Genomic DNA, 15,067 nt, shown 5'->3' with positions numbered 1-15,067 from the left:
ATGTCGCAGTCACCACAATCGAAGATCGCAGGAATTCTTTTTAAAGAAATTGAAGGATATCTGCCTGAGATAGAACTGGCAATTTCCATTTTGCAGGAAACCTCAGCTGATTTTGATATTCTCAGCGAACTATACAGGCTCTTTCATAATATCAAAGGAGCTGCATCACAACTCCAATACACAGGCCTGAGCCATAGCGCCGGCCTCTGTGAAGCTGTTGTAGCTGACCTTCTTGAAGGTGAAAATACTGAAATACATTCTCACCTCGATTTTCTTGACAATGTTACTGCTCGAATCTGTGACTTTTGCTCTCTGAATGAACGAACGGATGATGCTCAAGAGCTTTTGTTTACAAAAGCTCTCGTGGAATTCAATTCACTTGAAAACCATCTTGGTGAAGACAGATCAATCGTTCTCCCTGATTATATTCAGGACGCCCTTTCTGTTGAATCACGGAACTCAGAAAAATCCAAAGAAACGGGTAGTCCCGAACACGCTCAGATACAACTGAATCAGGAAGAATGCCTATATGATCTTCGCTCTATTGTTCCATTGCTTCAGGAGTTAACTGCTCACTCTTCTTCTGGAACCTCAAGCACAATTCCTGAAGACATCCTTAAAGATCTTTCAAGTGCGATTGAAACGCTTTCGGAATGCGTACGATGCGCAGGACTCACTCAGCATCATGATCTTCTCTCAAGTTTTCTTTTTATTCTTCATCAGCTTCAGGATAGTCCCGAATTAGTTGACAATAATTCCTCAGACCTTCTTCAAGATTTTCTCTCATATGTGGATCTGGTTTTCTCAATGCCGCCTTACGAGGGTGAACTCGTTATCATCAAAATCCAGGATCAGTTATCTTCTATACGGGACCTGCTTCTTTCTCCTGAAGCTGAGGGCATGTATAATAATGATAAGGGTTCAATAGGATCTGATCCCAATATTTATCCACCTGATGAATTAACTCAGGATGAGCAGTTAACCACACCTGCCGATAGCTTGGACAATGACGATTATGATGTTTTCATTGAAGGAAATGCTACCGAAGAAGATATTGAAAATAAAGAATTATCATTTCAGCATGTAGAATACGACAATGACAATGCTGAAGACTTTGAGTCCGACATCGAGCCTCCTGAAGTGTATAGCCAGTCTAATCATTTTTCTTCTGAGCCCTTCACCTCCCCTGAACCTGAATCACAATCTCCCTCTGACGAGATCGATACTCTACAGGAAGAAGATGAGCTGATCCTAATATTCCGCAGTGAATGTGACGAACATCTACAGACTATTAAGACTGAACTCTTAACACTTGAAAACGCTGTAAGCGAACCTGGCCAGATGAACAGCGACACTCTTGAGTCCCTGAACATAATCCGTCATGGCGTACATACCCTCAAAGGCGCTGCTGCAATCACCGGCTTTACAGATATCGCAGATAGCAGTCATGCACTCGAAGAGCTTCTCGACTGGATCCACGATGACAGCAACGAGATTATGCCGGGAGATATTGCTCTTATTGCTGAAGCTATCGATTATATCGAATCCCTTTCTTCCTCACTGCAGGGTAACAGTTCAGATAAGAGGGTTCCTATACTTTTACCTATTGAAGAATACCTCCAGGAACGTAGAGATAGTGACCTGGCTGACTCAATATCCCAAGACAGTTTAATTGTATCTTCAACAGAGGGCCAATCACCTGATTCTTCAATATATGAATCAAATTCAGAACCAAATGAAACTGGGAGTTTAGCCGAACTAAATATCTTCAGCCAAATTGAAGCAGAGAATCAGTTAAGCCAGATAACACAATTTGACAGTACTACCGATGAGTCCGGGATATCTTCAGCCGATTCTTCAGGCATGTCTGAAGAAGAGGAACAGGAATTACTGTCAATTTTCCAGGCCGAATGTGAGGAACAACTTGGGAGCATACATTCTCAGTTAAATCCACTCTCTCTTGAAATTCAGGCAACAACAATACTCACGCCTGCCCTTCGTGAAACACTCAGCAGCATACGAAGAAGTATACATACAATTAAAGGCGCTGCAGCCATGACGGGATTTGATAATCTTGCCAGATGTGCTCATGAAGTAGAAGACCTGCTTGACTGGCTTCATGATTCATCTTCAACCATCAAACCAATTGATATTACCGTAACCGCTGAAGCTGTAGAATTTATTGAAACACTCACTCAATCAGAATCGTTATCGGATTCCGATAATGCCACTCTTATAGCTGAAGCCGTTGCCAGCCATCTCTTGAATCGTTCTAACAATAGTGATGAAAGTGAAGACGCTTTAGAGCCATCGTATGAAGAGACATTAGACTCTACTATCGATGGTTTTATGTCAAACGACATAGCAGCTTTATCGTCTGCCGAATTTGAAGTAAGCCCTAAACCTGCCCTGGAAGATTCAGAATTACCAGAATTTGATGATGACTATGTATTTGATCTTGATGACATTACTACCCCGGAAATCAAACCGGATACAGCAGTAAACGACGAACATTTTAACACAACAGCAAATATCGATTCTACTACTTCCAGTATTGACGATGTGGTCGTATCAGATTTTGAACAGACCATTTCCGCAAGTTTTGAAGAATCCAGCGATGCGGATAACGAAGATTCTCTTGCAGAAGGATTTGAAAACGCGGCACAAGCGGATATTGAAGATGCTATCGCTATCTGCTTTGATGACACAAGTGAAGAAAGCGTCAATGCACCTGATATTACCCCCCCGGAAGAGACTTTCGAATCCTCTATTGAAGAAATCACTACCGCCGTTCTTGAAAATACTCTTGATAGTCAAGACTTACCGGAAATAGTTGGTAAAGAAATCGATACTACATCAAGCGCTTTCCAAACATCATGTGAAGACACAACCACTATTTCTGCTGAAGCAGACATCTTCAGCGAAATTGACGAGCAGGACATCGTAACAGATCTCGCTTTTGCAGCCCCAGAAGAATCAGATGACATGATTTCAGATGTTGATGGAATGACCAAAGAAGAACACGAAGAATTATTGGCCATTTTCCAGGCAGAATGCGAAGAGCACCTGCAAACAATTAATGAAAATCTCAATACACTCGTCACTGAAGTAGCTGTAACCTCAATCGTCAATTCTGCTCTTCGCGAGACACTCAGTAGTTTACGAAGAGGCATACACACGATTAAAGGTGCTGCTGCCATGACTGGCTTTGATAATCTTGCCACATGTGCACATGAAGTCGAAGATCTTTTAGACTGGTTACATGACTCATCTTCTGACATAACCCCTGAAGATGTAGCTATAGTTGCTGAAGCTACGGATCTGATTGAAACGCTGACCCAGACCGACAATATAGATGATACGAAAAAAGTAACGCACATTGCAGAAGCTCTCGCCCGGCATCTCTTTCTCAGATCTAACAAAATATATGAAGACCTCGAATCCAGTGAGCTTACTGCAGAAGATTCAACCCATTCTATACATGTTCCTGAAGAGGTTACACTTGCCGAAGAATCAGCCGATCCTGCCCTGAAAGATTTTTCTGCAACACCCTCTGAAGAGTTGGTTGAACCTGCTCTCGTTGATTATAGTGAGCCGGATACAGAACAACCACCTGAGTCAACCCACACAGAAACAGTGAAACTGTTAGCTGAGGATACAGAGGGCGCTGATTATCAGGCAACAACACCTGTAGACACTATCCTTTCAGCTGACTCTGTAATTCCTGCGGCAAAGGAAATACGATTTAAACGGGCTCCGGAATTAAAAATAGATACATCCACCCTGCCCACCGACACAGGAAATGTACGGGTCAAGCTTCACGATCTTGATGAGTTGGTTAATATCGAGGGTGACCTCGTCGTTGCTCGAGGCTCAATAGAGAAATTGATGGAAAAATTCTCTGATTCGCTGAGTGAACTGAATACAATCAAAGACACTCTCAAACGCAAATCTCAAGAGCTCGAAATTGGGTTCGAAGCTCAGTCACTCTACGGCTTTGGTTCTGGACAACTTACAGATAGCAGTTCCGGTAATGATGGTATCAATGCTAATTTATCAGACTTTGACCCGATCGAATTAGACAGATACTCTCAACTTAATCTGATCATTCGTTCTCTCAACGAGCTTTCTATCGATGTGAACGCAATTCACCAGGAGATGTCAACTCTTGGATCAAGCCTTGAGAGTCAGGTTGTCAAACAGCAGCTTTCCATGGCGATGATGCAGGAAAAGCTTATGCGCATCAGAATGACCCCATTGTCATCTATTTCACGTATGATGTTTCGTACAGTTCGCCAGACTGCCAAACGATTAAATAAAAAAGTCAATCTCAGTGTAATCGGTGAAGATGTCTTTATGGATCGTTTCATCTGGGCCAGAACCATTGATCCTCTCATGCACATCCTTCGTAATTGTGTCGATCATGGCATTGAAGATGCTGATCTCAGAAATTTCATAAACAAACCTCAAACCGGTCAGATCACCCTTGAAGCCAATCAGCGTGGGCGATTTGTTGTTCTCAAAATCAGTGACGATGGCCGAGGTATAGATATTGAAAAACTCAAAGCCAAACTGATTGCTGAAAACATTATTCCGTCAGATTCAACAGCTAGTGACCAGGACCTTCTCCCCTACATATTCAGACCGAGTGTCAGCACTCGCGATGATATTAGTCAAATTTCAGGACGCGGTGTCGGGTTGGATGTTGTTCAACGAAATATTCAGGAACTTCGCGGTACCGTTCAGGTTATTAATTCCCCCGAAGAGGGCGTAACCTTTGAATTGAGTATTCCCATTACACTTTCAGTAAACAGAGCAGTAATTGTAGACCTTGCCTCCCGACAGTTTGCAGTACCAATTCAGGACATTACCGAGGTACGCAAGTTTAAGCAGAGTGAGACAGATCCGGCTAATCCATCCAATGTGATTTACAAAGACAAATCCATTCCACTTATTCAGCTTAAACAAAAGCTTCAAATTCCTATCTCCTCTGAAGAAAACCTTTACACAGACGTCCTTACTCTTGTCGTAAATACAGGGGAGGAGCTTGTAGCGATGCAAATTGACCGCGTGGATGATCAGCGTGAAATTGTCATCAAGGATCTCGGTAGTCATCTGCACTATGTAAAAGGTATTAACGGCGTTACACTCACCGGTGAAGGTACAATTATTCCAATTCTGAACCTTCGCGAGCTTTCTGTTGCAGATCAGCAGGAAATCACACCGGAAATTGTCACCATTGAGGGGCCAGCAACACAAGGTCCGCTCAAGGTCCTTGTTGTTGACGACTCCATCAGTGTTCGATTCAGTATTACCCGATTGGTAAAAAATCAATCATGGGAAGCAATTCAGGCCATTGACGGTATTGATGCCCTCGAAAAACTTGAAGAGATTACCCCTGATGTAATAATTCTCGACATCGAAATGCCACGAATGAATGGTTATGAGCTGCTCGGAATGCTGAGAAGCAATGAAGCATACAGTAAGATTCCTGTTATCATGCTGACTTCTCGTGCATCTGAAAAGCATCGTAAAAAAGCAGAGGAACTTGGAGCACGTCATTATATGACAAAACCGTTCCAGGAAGACTACTTCATAGAACTGTTGAGCTCCATGCAACAGAGTCACTAGGAGGCCGTCCGAGAATGGCTTTTTCTCAAACTCTTCGGAATTTTCAAAAAATAATGCTCGCAATATCATCTATATGGCTGTGCGTATTTTTTGAAAACATCTCGATTTTGACCAAAATCCCTATTCTCGGACAGCCTCCTTGCCTCTTAGTTTCAACCTTCTGATTAATTGACAAAATATAATGAATACATCCATTAGAAACGAACTGGAAGTTGCCCTGATACCTGCCAATACTGAGCAGATTGATGGGTGGAATTTGAACTGGCTTATTAGCAAATCACAGGTGGAATATATATTACACGACATCGCATCAATTCCATCAGTCCGAAATGACTCGCAACTGCAACGGGCACAATATCAGGATGAAGCCTTACCTGTTTTCAACCTTGAGAAACATTTTGGACTTCAAGAAAACCCGGATGCACCTAATCTCAAATATGTAGTTGTTAAAGTTCCACTCCATAGTGGTGGCATATCAAAAGCAGTCATCAGGCTTACCAATTCTATTCGAATCAGAAAACTCACATTTAATTCCACATTGGCTCAAGCCACAGGTTTGCAGAAAAATGAGGATGATATATTGGGAGCATTTACCCTATCCGACAATCAGCTTGTGATAGTGCCAGATATCGCAGCTATGCTATTAAAGGAGTTGTAAAGCTAAAAAAGAGAAACCCCACTGATAGATGTTTTGTTATCAACCAGTAGTTACTCATCATATACGACTCGCAAATCTAAACCACATAGGGGGATGACGTAATGAATATGAATGAAAGAGTAAAAAAGAACTGGATTGAAATACAGAAAAAGAATAGCGTGCCAGTCAATGCCATAGGTGTCAAAATCAAAAGTAATGATAAAAAGACACTGGAAAAGTGGAAAGAAGAAGGAATTGACGCATATCTTAAAAAATAGGATGGAAAGAGTATTATGAGCGATAAACTCATCTTGATTGTTGAAGACAGTGCTACGCATATGCAAATCGCTGAGGATCTTTGTACAGGAAACGGCTATAAAGTAATAACTACTGATGAAGGCGAAAAAGGAATTGATCTGGCAGCAGAGCATAAACCGGACCTGATTCTTCTTGATGTTATCTTACCAAAACAAAATGGGTATCAGATCTGTAGACAGCTTAAGAAAGCTGCTGAAACCAAAGACATCAAAGTCATAATGGTAACCAGTAAGTCACAGCCCAGCGATAAATTCTGGGGAATGAAGCAGGGGGCGGATGATTATATTTTCAAACCCTATGAAGAAAGTGATATGCTCGCGGCCATTCAAAAGCAGATTGGTTAATATCTACAACGCAGAGGGCCTCACCACTAATGCCGGATTAGCCATCGGTTAATCAGAGTAAAAATAAAAAAAACCCCGTAACAGGAGATCCTGTTACGGGGTTTTCTTTTTCGTTTAAATACTACAATACGACTGCTTTTACATACGCTTGTATATTTCGAGGGTTCTCTCTCTGGTCATAATATTCTGCCAGTCAGGTCCGAGGCAATTCTCCCACAAAGGAACAAGTCCAAGTGCTGTGGTTACCATCTTATCCAGAGAAGCATCGTCCATTGTAGCAGTAAGGTTACGTGGCAACGTGATAGAATGTCTACTCATCATTTCCCTGAATTCCTCTACCCCCTGAGGGTAGATATCTTCAAGATAATCAAACGCTATACAACACCCTATTCCGTGATGGATACCGAGTACATAGGAGAGACCGTAAGACAACGCATGGCATGCCCCAACCTGCGAGTAGGCGATACTCATGCCGCCAAAATATGAGGCCATCATCAGTTTATCATTCTGATCGTCATGCTCCTCAAGGAAAACCTGACGACATAGATCTAGCGATTTCTCGCCATACGCTTTACTGAACTCATTGATGAACGTACCCTGCAATGATTCAACATCGTGGATGTAACAATCCATACCTGTATAAAACCATTGATCTTTTGGCACACCTTCAAGTAACTCAGGATCAAGCATAATCTGATCATAGAGAGTATAATCGGAGTTTATCCCCAACTTTTTTTCCGGTCCAGTCAAAATTGTCGTGCGCGATATTTCAGCACCTGTTCCAGAAAGAGTAGGTATCGCAACATGATAAACTGCAGGGTTTTCAATGATATCCCACCCCTGATAATCAGCGGAAGAACCAGGATTATTCAGCATCAGTGAGACAGCTTTTGCAATATCCATAGCGCTACCACCACCTATTCCAACAACTCCGTCAGGCTTTACAGGGTGATACTCTTTAATCTGTTTTACAAGTGCATCTATATATTGTGTCTTCGGTTCATCATCTACATTGACGCGAAGCAGATAATCTTTCCCTTCAAGAGGAAGGCGTGACTCCAATGCAGTTCCTTTGAAAACATCATCAATGACAAATACAACGTATGAGTCAGGTGTGACACGTCTCTCCTTGAGAACATCTCCAAGCTGATTGAAAGATCCTCTACCAAAGATAATTTTGGGTACTATACTGAAGTTTCTGTACATTTTTATACCGTATATTTAATGAATTTTAATACAAGCCAAGGTACCATATCCTGCAAATAAATTACACATGCTCCCCTAACAGATAACCATACAAAACTCAAGACAGATTTCCTAGAAAAGTCTCAACTAAAACAGTTTGTCTGCAAGTTATGCTTGACAAGCTTTAATTTCAAGATAGGTTTTCATTCTTTAGATTCCTACTTTAACAATAACGATTATTATGTCTGTCTATAGCGATAACAGTGTTTTTACCTCTTTACTCCAGCACGGGCCTCTCGCAGTAGAGGATTGTGTAAATCTCTCAGAACCATTTTCAAAGCGAACCAGAGAATGGGTGAAGCGACTCTCTAAAACTCCTAATAATGTCACGAAATATCGTGCTCTCAGAAGTCAGATCTTTGAATTTCTTGAAATTTCCAGCTTTGAGGAGATACAGGAAATCATAGAAAATGACGAACTCAGGGACCAGATTAGTAAGCGAGCATATGCGCGACTGGCAAACATGTTCGGCATACAGGGAAATACCAGAGAAATCGAATCCAGAGTCCATGAATATGCACGAACAGCTGATGCTGTCGTAAACAGTCTCAAAAATAAAATATTCAAACCTTACACTTCGCACATCGCCACAACAAACGAAATCGAAGTAGCTAACGACCCGATTCAACTCCTGCTGATTATTTTCGATGATCGTTATCACAAAAAGGCACGATTTGAAGCCAGAAGAAAGCTGCAGTTAATGAATCTTGCCGCAAGCATTCATCAGCGTGAGGGGGAAACGGAAATTGAGGTGAAGTTTTCTAATTTTCTGAAATTTCTGAATGATTTTGTCTGGAGCAGAAAACAGAAAATAGGTGAACATGACATCGTGTATCTTCTATCCGAACACAATGAGGATGATTTCAGTTGCAAATCGGTAAAAGTTATCGACCGCGCTAAAGCGGCCAGCATCAAAACCAGCAAGGGAACCAAACTTACCCTTCTAAAACGGCGAAAATTCCAGGTAGGTGAGCGGGAATACCCTATTTATGTTTCAATCAGAAAGAAGCCACCTGAAGCAAAAGTTCTAAAGCTGCTCAGGAAAAATGAAAAGAATCCAGCTATAGCCGTTGACGATGAGCTTGGTCTTATGGCAGTTCTCGATACTGTCTCTGATGTCAAAATTTTTCAGAATCATCTCACCCGCAGTGCATCACGCGCAGACTCGTTTATGGTTCTGGAAGATATCTCAGATACGCTTACAGGTACAGGCGAGTATTCGTCATCTGCAACTGGTTCATCTAAAAAAACTCCAATGCTGAAGTTTTTTGCTCGGCTTGGTGGTATGCGTGTAGAATTTATCATCCACACTAACCGTTCATGGTTGAATTATATGTACCAGCAGGATGTGGCTCATGATGAATATGAAGTTCGCAGGATTTTTGATTCCGGCGTTGCCGACCTTCTGTTTCCCGCTGAAATATTTCAACTCGATCACACAACTATTCGAATTGATATGCTCAAGCTTTTTCGAGAACAAATAGAGAAGATCTGATATTTAAAAATATGATTACGAGTTGCTAATCAACCTGCCCGTCTGTTACTCGAAAGCCTTCTTAAATTGGGGTGTTGCTGCAGCATACACCATCTTGACACAGCCCGTCGCCAGCGTTATTCTTTGCCGGTAGTATATACTTGCGCTTCGTGACGCGTTTCCATTTTTGCACTCAGTGTTTTTTGATGGAAACAATATTTTCCATTTCAATCTGGAGCAGTATCTAGTGCAACAACAACCACAAATAAACATAGTACCGTTGCCCCTTCCTAAGGTTTCAGGCAAACAGCCTGAATACCAGATCAAACCTCCCGAAGAGGTTGCCTCAGGTCCATGCTGAGGCCCTGAAACGGATCCCCGGTCTGGAGATTACGAACAGGCAGGATACATCATCGCACCATTTGTACAGAACTTTCTCGTCACATCAATTGGTGCAGTACCGCGTGTTGATACAACACTTTCAAGAAGGGACCACCTTGGATCCATTGGAGCGCGAACGGGTATTGGCAGAGATAACTACAAAGTGACTCCCGGCCTCTATGCAATTGGCAATCCAAATAAAGAATCTTCAGTAATTGTCACAGCGAACTACAAACTGACCTTTGATTCAGTCAGATCAGCCCTTAGCAGCATTGATGTGTGGCTGTTAGTCGTTGATACTCGAGGAATCAATGTCTGGTGTGCCGCTGGTAAAGGTACATTTTCTACTGGAGAGGTTGCATACCAGGTCGTAAAGTCCAGGCTATCCGAGCTGGTTAGTCACAAAACACTTATTCTTCCGCAACTGGCAGCAACTGGCGTATCTGCACTGAAATTAAAAAAACGATGCGGTTTTACAGGTAAATTCGGTCCAATACTCATCAGTGACCTCCCTGCATATCTTGCTAACAACATGCAGGCTGATGAACAAATGAGAAGTGTTACCTTCTCATTATCGGAGCGGGCAGTTCTCATACCTGTAGAGATACCTTTAGTGTTTAAGCCACTTTTAATCTCTTTTCTCTTAATCACAGTCATATCCGGTATCGAGCCAGGTGGCTATTCATTGGCTAGCGCGTTCTCCCGTGGAATGCTTTTTTTCCTCTCTACACTTCTCGCAATTTTTTCCGGAGCTGTTGTTGTCCCCCTTGCTCTGCCTTATCTTCCTTTCAGGCAGTTCTGGCTTAAAGGTGTTGTTGCTGCGTCTATATTGGCTATCGTTTGCCTAATTTTTCTGCCAGATAATTATACTCTCACCACCTTGACCGCACTTTTTTTATGGATTGTCGCCACCGGCTCCTTTATGGCCATGAATTTTACCGGATCAACGCCATTCACCTCGCTCACTGGAGTTGAACATGAAATGCGCAGAGGCCTTCCTTTACAAATAGGATTCACCTTTATCGCACTTCTCCTGTGGATTGTTTCACCCTTTTTAACCTGAGTCTGATATGAAGAAACTTCGCTACCTTGAAAAGCTCCCAATACTGAGTCTTGACACAGAACGTTGTATTGGCTGCGGCATGTGTGAAACCACCTGTCCACACAGAATTTTTTCAATAGAAAATGGTAAGGCTAAACTTATCGACAAAGGAGCCTGCATGGAGTGCGGCGCCTGCGCCACTAATTGTCCTGTTAATGCTATTACCGTAAATGAGGAAGAAGGCTGTGGCTGTGCTACGCTGATAATCAGTTCCTGGATTTCAAAATTTACAGGTAAACCATCTTCCGGCTCTTGTTGCTGAAGAATTTAGTTTTCTATACATTGCACGCCGAAATCTCTAATAAGGTATGGCCTTTTTCGTATACTTATGATATTTTCGCCTTTTTTTTGACAGCACTCATTATTTCTCATTCATTTTTGCTATTTAATGTGTTCAATGCCATCTCCTGTTTCGCACCATTCCCATATCGACGAGCCTTCAACCTGGATTAAATTCACCCCTAAATTATGCGGCACCTGTAACGCTACCTGCTGTAAACTTCCCGTTGAAGTAACTGCCAGAGATTTGATCCGTATGCAGTATATGGATGAATTTGAACTGGAAGAAAATCCTAAAACCATTGCCAAGCGTTTAAAAAAGGAAGGTGTTATAGAGCATTTTTATCCCAAAAAGGCGCTTTTCACTCTTACCAGAATGGCTAATGGCGACTGCCTCTTTCTCGATAAAGTCACGCGTAGATGCACAATGTATCACCAACGACCTGATACGTGCAGAAACCATCCCCGAATTGGTCCCCGGTCCGGTTTTTGCGCCTACATTGGCCTAACTCAGTAAAATCCTCACCTCCTGGACAGAGTGTATAACCTTGCATTTATGGCAATATAATTTCACTGATAGAATTTGATTGCGTACTTACACTGAACCTCGTACCTTATGTGGCAGTTTTAACAATGATCAGATCGACCACTATGTTACTCAGGAGGTAAGCGATGTCAGCCCAAAATACTGAAAATAAAGAATGTGATATTAGCGAAGAAGAACTCGAAAAACTCGATGCGAACCTTCTGGCAATTGAAACACTCTACGAGAGTCGCTGTGTTCAGGCTCCTCGAGCTTCAAATGTCACGGTTCGGGATATAGAGGATAAATAGTGCCTGAACGAAAACCTGCATTTTTTTCAATCTCAAGACGGGCGACAATTTTAACCGCATGAATATGCTAAATATTTTGCTGATCAGAATTTGAGACCAACTAAGAAATCAGGGAAATTGGCGGTTTTCAGTCCAGCACTTAATACTCCTCTGGTGAGTAAATTTTCCACATCGTATTTTCTAATTTTGCCTTTTCACTACGTGTAAGTCTACAATGCAAAGGCAATCCCGACTCATTCATGTCATTCTCATCGTGTTAGCCGGTCTTTTCGGAGACCAGCTAACCAAGATGATTGCAAGACATTATCTTGAGGGCCGCGTTACAACCCATTTTTTATTTAATACCATCCAGTTTCAATATGTTGAAAACCATGGTGGATTCCTTGGGTATTTCAATATCCTACCTGAGCCTTTTCGATTCTATGTGCTGACATTTGGTGTCGGCTCACTCCTGTTCATGTCACTCTACCTGCTGATAACAACCGCTAAATTTTCGGATTCACAATGTATTTTTTTATCGTTCATCATTGCAGGAGGTCTAGGTAACCTTCTTGATCGTCTCATAAATAACGGAGGCGTTATCGATTTTATTAGTATAGGAATCGGACCATTGCGTTCTGGTATTTTCAATTTCGCAGACGCACTCATCCTTGCATGCTCGTTCGGCCTTGGCATGAGCCTGACCCGAGATTAACTAGAGTCCTTTACACACTGTTTCCCGCACCTCTTTTGATCCGCATTACATTGCCATTCAACATTCACTAACCATATTGCTCACATTCCTAACAGATTTTAACCTCTGGACTTGCCAACCGTAATTCCTGTAATATTATGTTGAACGTATCAAGATGGTTTATTACTTGTAGCTGTTATCACAGAAATATTACACATCCTGCTTATTTCAGTAAACGCACGTAAACCTGAACATTTAAAAGGAGTAGAATATGAGATTTTCCATGGTACATATACTCGTCACATTTTTTTCTCTGATGCTGTTTTCTACAAACGCATCAGCACATTGTGAGATACCATGCGGTATTTATGATGATGCCACCAGAATCAAACTGTTGAATGAACACACTTCAACGATTGAAAAATCCATGGGTATGATACATGATCTTGAAGCGGATAAAGCACATAATTCAAATCAGTTATTCCGCTGGGTTATGAACAAGGAAGAGCATGCCAATAAATTACAGGAAATTGTTACCCAATACTTCATGACTCAACGGATTAAAGTCGACACAAAAGATTATGACAAAAAAATCAAACTTTTGCATCAAATGCTGCTCGCCGCTATGAAATCAAAACAAACAACAGATCTGGTTTATGTCGAAGAACTTCGTAAGCTAGTCGCTGATTTTGAAAAGCTCTATTTCGAAGCACATTAAGTCAGAAGCACTACCGTTATACTAGCAAAAGCCCGCAATCCTCATTTTTTAAAATCTAAAGCTAACCCATCTGGGCAATAGCTTTTTTCGCAGCCACATCGTTACAAATCACTTGCGACAATGTATTTCAGTCGCGTGGGTTGAACCTCAAACTGCGAAAAATTGTATTGATGATAAATCCGAAATAAGAATAGATACTTTGCAATATATGAACTCTTTATACAGATGGATCTTCAGTCTAACTACTCTCTGCTTTATGTTGAACGGTTTCGTAATTCAGCCTAAAGCAGAGACCGCAACTGATGAAAGCGATCAGTTCAGTATCGAAACACTCGCTTCTGGTCTCGACACTGTGTGGGGAATGGATTTTATCTCTGCCAATGAGATCATCTTCACCCAGAAATCAGGCAGCATCTCAATACTTTCACTCGACACCTCTGCCATTACCAACCTCTCAGGATCACCACCGGTAAAAGCTGCCGGCCAGGGAGGGATGCTTGATGTTAAAGTATCACCTGAATATAAACAGGACCCGTGGATCTATTTCACATACAGTAAACCTGCAGGAAAATATGGAGTAACAACTCTGGCAAGAGCGAAACGATCACATAATAGACTTATTGCCTGGGATGATCTGCTCATTACACGATCAGCCACTGATACCAATCGCCATTATGGTAGTCGTATCGCCTTTGATTCAGCAGGACATCTTTTCTTTTCTGTAGGTGAAAGAGGTGAACGACCAAACGCCCAGGACCTCACCAACCACGCTGGTAAAGTTCTCCGCTTAAACCTTGATGGTTCAGTACCTGAAGATAACCCTTTTGTGGACATCACAGCGGCGCGACCGGAAATCTACAGTTACGGCCACCGCAACCCACAAGGCTTGGTCTTTGACAATGCCACCAACAGATTATGGCTCATTGAACATGGGCCGCGTGGTGGTGATGAAATTAACCGCATCTATCCTGGTAAAAATTACGGCTGGCCTATCGTTTCTCACGGCAAAGAATATTATGGACCCATCTCTATAGGTGAAGGAACCGAAAAAGCAGGCATACAATCCCCTCACAAGGTGTATATCCCTTCCATAGCTCCTGGAAGTTTAATGCTTTACTCAGGGAAAGCCTTCCCGCAATGGAAGGGATTTCTTTTTGCCGGCGCCTTAAAGCTTAAGCATATCAATATTATCCACCTCAATGATGACGGGATACCAACAGCAGAGGAAAGGATTCTTCAGGATTTAGGTGAACGTATCCGCGCCCTCATTGAAGGACCTGATGGATATATCTACTTTTCTACAGACAGTGGGAAAATTCTCAGACTTCGTCCAAAATGAGCTATCAAGCCACCGCGCGCGCGTATTTGACAGAATAGGTTTCAGGCTCAATAATAAACTGTAATCTCAGAACTATTAGAATCGGCCCAATC

13 protein-coding genes are annotated in these 15,067 nt (G+C 42.1%); 12 read left to right on the top strand and 1 reads right to left on the bottom strand.

What is annotated here, in order from left to right; translation table 11 throughout:
* The 4 genes from FCL46_RS08750 to FCL46_RS08735 all read left to right on the top strand — a co-directional run bounded on the left by FCL46_RS08750 (nucleotide 1) and on the right by FCL46_RS08735 (nucleotide 6,930).
* Complete coding sequence (locus FCL46_RS08750; RefSeq protein ID WP_136806105.1) at nucleotides 1-5,631, top strand: hybrid sensor histidine kinase/response regulator; 5,631 nt, start codon at nucleotides 1-3, stop codon at nucleotides 5,629-5,631.
* Nucleotides 5,632-5,812: 181 nt separating this feature from the next.
* On the top strand, nucleotides 5,813-6,289 hold the full coding sequence (locus FCL46_RS08745) for a chemotaxis protein CheW (RefSeq protein WP_136806104.1): 477 nt from the start codon (nucleotides 5,813-5,815) through the stop codon (nucleotides 6,287-6,289).
* A 101-nt stretch (nucleotides 6,290-6,390) separates the two neighbouring features.
* Entirely contained in the window at nucleotides 6,391-6,546 is a 156-nt protein-coding gene (locus FCL46_RS08740) for a hypothetical protein (protein ID WP_167505783.1), read from the top strand.
* A 15-nt stretch (nucleotides 6,547-6,561) separates the two neighbouring features.
* Entirely contained in the window at nucleotides 6,562-6,930 is a 369-nt protein-coding gene (locus FCL46_RS08735) for a response regulator (protein WP_136806103.1), read from the top strand.
* Nucleotides 6,931-7,068: 138 nt separating this feature from the next.
* Here the strand turns inward: FCL46_RS08735 and FCL46_RS08730 are convergent, their stop codons facing one another.
* Nucleotides 7,069-8,136, bottom strand: coding sequence for an iron-containing alcohol dehydrogenase family protein (locus FCL46_RS08730; protein WP_136806102.1), 1,068 nt, complete (start codon nucleotides 8,134-8,136; stop codon nucleotides 7,069-7,071).
* Between the two features lie 220 nt (nucleotides 8,137-8,356).
* Between FCL46_RS08730 and FCL46_RS08725 the strand changes: the two genes are divergently transcribed.
* The 8 genes from FCL46_RS08725 to FCL46_RS08690 all read left to right on the top strand — a co-directional run bounded on the left by FCL46_RS08725 (nucleotide 8,357) and on the right by FCL46_RS08690 (nucleotide 14,975).
* Nucleotides 8,357-9,670, top strand: coding sequence for a hypothetical protein (locus FCL46_RS08725; RefSeq protein ID WP_136806101.1), 1,314 nt, complete (start codon nucleotides 8,357-8,359; stop codon nucleotides 9,668-9,670).
* A 226-nt stretch (nucleotides 9,671-9,896) separates the two neighbouring features.
* On the top strand, nucleotides 9,897-11,093 hold the full coding sequence (gene hgcA, locus FCL46_RS08720; protein ID WP_420811255.1) for a mercury methylation corrinoid protein HgcA: 1,197 nt from the start codon (nucleotides 9,897-9,899) through the stop codon (nucleotides 11,091-11,093).
* A gap of 7 nt (nucleotides 11,094-11,100) precedes the next feature.
* Entirely contained in the window at nucleotides 11,101-11,394 is a 294-nt protein-coding gene (hgcB, locus tag FCL46_RS08715; protein ID WP_136806099.1) for a mercury methylation ferredoxin HgcB, read from the top strand.
* 135 nt (nucleotides 11,395-11,529) lie between these two features.
* A complete protein-coding gene (locus FCL46_RS08710) occupies nucleotides 11,530-11,928 on the top strand; it encodes a YkgJ family cysteine cluster protein (protein WP_136806098.1) in 399 nt (132 codons plus the stop codon).
* Between the two features lie 155 nt (nucleotides 11,929-12,083).
* A complete protein-coding gene (locus FCL46_RS08705) occupies nucleotides 12,084-12,245 on the top strand; it encodes a hypothetical protein (protein ID WP_153307110.1) in 162 nt (53 codons plus the stop codon).
* Nucleotides 12,246-12,459: 214 nt separating this feature from the next.
* Nucleotides 12,460-12,939, top strand: a complete 480-nt coding sequence (locus FCL46_RS08700) for a signal peptidase II (protein ID WP_136806097.1) — start codon at nucleotides 12,460-12,462, stop codon at nucleotides 12,937-12,939.
* Between the two features lie 250 nt (nucleotides 12,940-13,189).
* On the top strand, nucleotides 13,190-13,636 hold the full coding sequence (locus tag FCL46_RS08695) for a superoxide dismutase [Ni] (RefSeq protein ID WP_217909590.1): 447 nt from the start codon (nucleotides 13,190-13,192) through the stop codon (nucleotides 13,634-13,636).
* 208 nt (nucleotides 13,637-13,844) lie between these two features.
* The gene (locus FCL46_RS08690) at nucleotides 13,845-14,975 is read left to right on the top strand and encodes a PQQ-dependent sugar dehydrogenase (RefSeq protein WP_136806096.1); all 1,131 of its coding nucleotides are present in this window, start codon (nucleotides 13,845-13,847) and stop codon (nucleotides 14,973-14,975) included.
* Nucleotides 14,976-15,067: the final 92 nt, after the last annotated feature.

The organism is Desulfosediminicola flagellatus (assembly GCF_005116655.2).
GTDB classification, from domain to species: Bacteria; Desulfobacterota; Desulfobulbia; order Desulfobulbales; family Desulfocapsaceae; genus Desulfopila; species Desulfopila flagellata.
Note: the sequence above shows the minus strand (reverse complement) of the source record. Positions and strands in the feature narration are given on the sequence as shown.

What these genes read in the sequence shown, in the direction of transcription:
- FCL46_RS08750 (WP_136806105.1), top strand. Translation starts at nt 1, where the DNA reads ATGTCGCAGTCACCACAATCGAAGATCGCAGGAATTCTTTTTAAAGAA.
- FCL46_RS08745 (WP_136806104.1), top strand. Translation starts at nt 5,813, where the DNA reads ATGAATACATCCATTAGAAACGAACTGGAAGTTGCCCTGATACCTGCC.
- FCL46_RS08740 (WP_167505783.1), top strand. Translation starts at nt 6,391, where the DNA reads ATGAATATGAATGAAAGAGTAAAAAAGAACTGGATTGAAATACAGAAA.
- FCL46_RS08735 (WP_136806103.1), top strand. Translation starts at nt 6,562, where the DNA reads ATGAGCGATAAACTCATCTTGATTGTTGAAGACAGTGCTACGCATATG.
- FCL46_RS08730 (WP_136806102.1), bottom strand. Translation starts at nt 8,136, where the DNA reads ATGTACAGAAACTTCAGTATAGTACCCAAAATTATCTTTGGTAGAGGA.
- FCL46_RS08725 (WP_136806101.1), top strand. Translation starts at nt 8,357, where the DNA reads ATGTCTGTCTATAGCGATAACAGTGTTTTTACCTCTTTACTCCAGCAC.
- hgcB (WP_136806099.1), top strand. Translation starts at nt 11,101, where the DNA reads ATGAAGAAACTTCGCTACCTTGAAAAGCTCCCAATACTGAGTCTTGAC.
- FCL46_RS08710 (WP_136806098.1), top strand. Translation starts at nt 11,530, where the DNA reads ATGCCATCTCCTGTTTCGCACCATTCCCATATCGACGAGCCTTCAACC.
- FCL46_RS08705 (WP_153307110.1), top strand. Translation starts at nt 12,084, where the DNA reads ATGTCAGCCCAAAATACTGAAAATAAAGAATGTGATATTAGCGAAGAA.
- FCL46_RS08700 (WP_136806097.1), top strand. Translation starts at nt 12,460, where the DNA reads ATGCAAAGGCAATCCCGACTCATTCATGTCATTCTCATCGTGTTAGCC.
- FCL46_RS08695 (WP_217909590.1), top strand. Translation starts at nt 13,190, where the DNA reads ATGAGATTTTCCATGGTACATATACTCGTCACATTTTTTTCTCTGATG.
- FCL46_RS08690 (WP_136806096.1), top strand. Translation starts at nt 13,845, where the DNA reads ATGAACTCTTTATACAGATGGATCTTCAGTCTAACTACTCTCTGCTTT.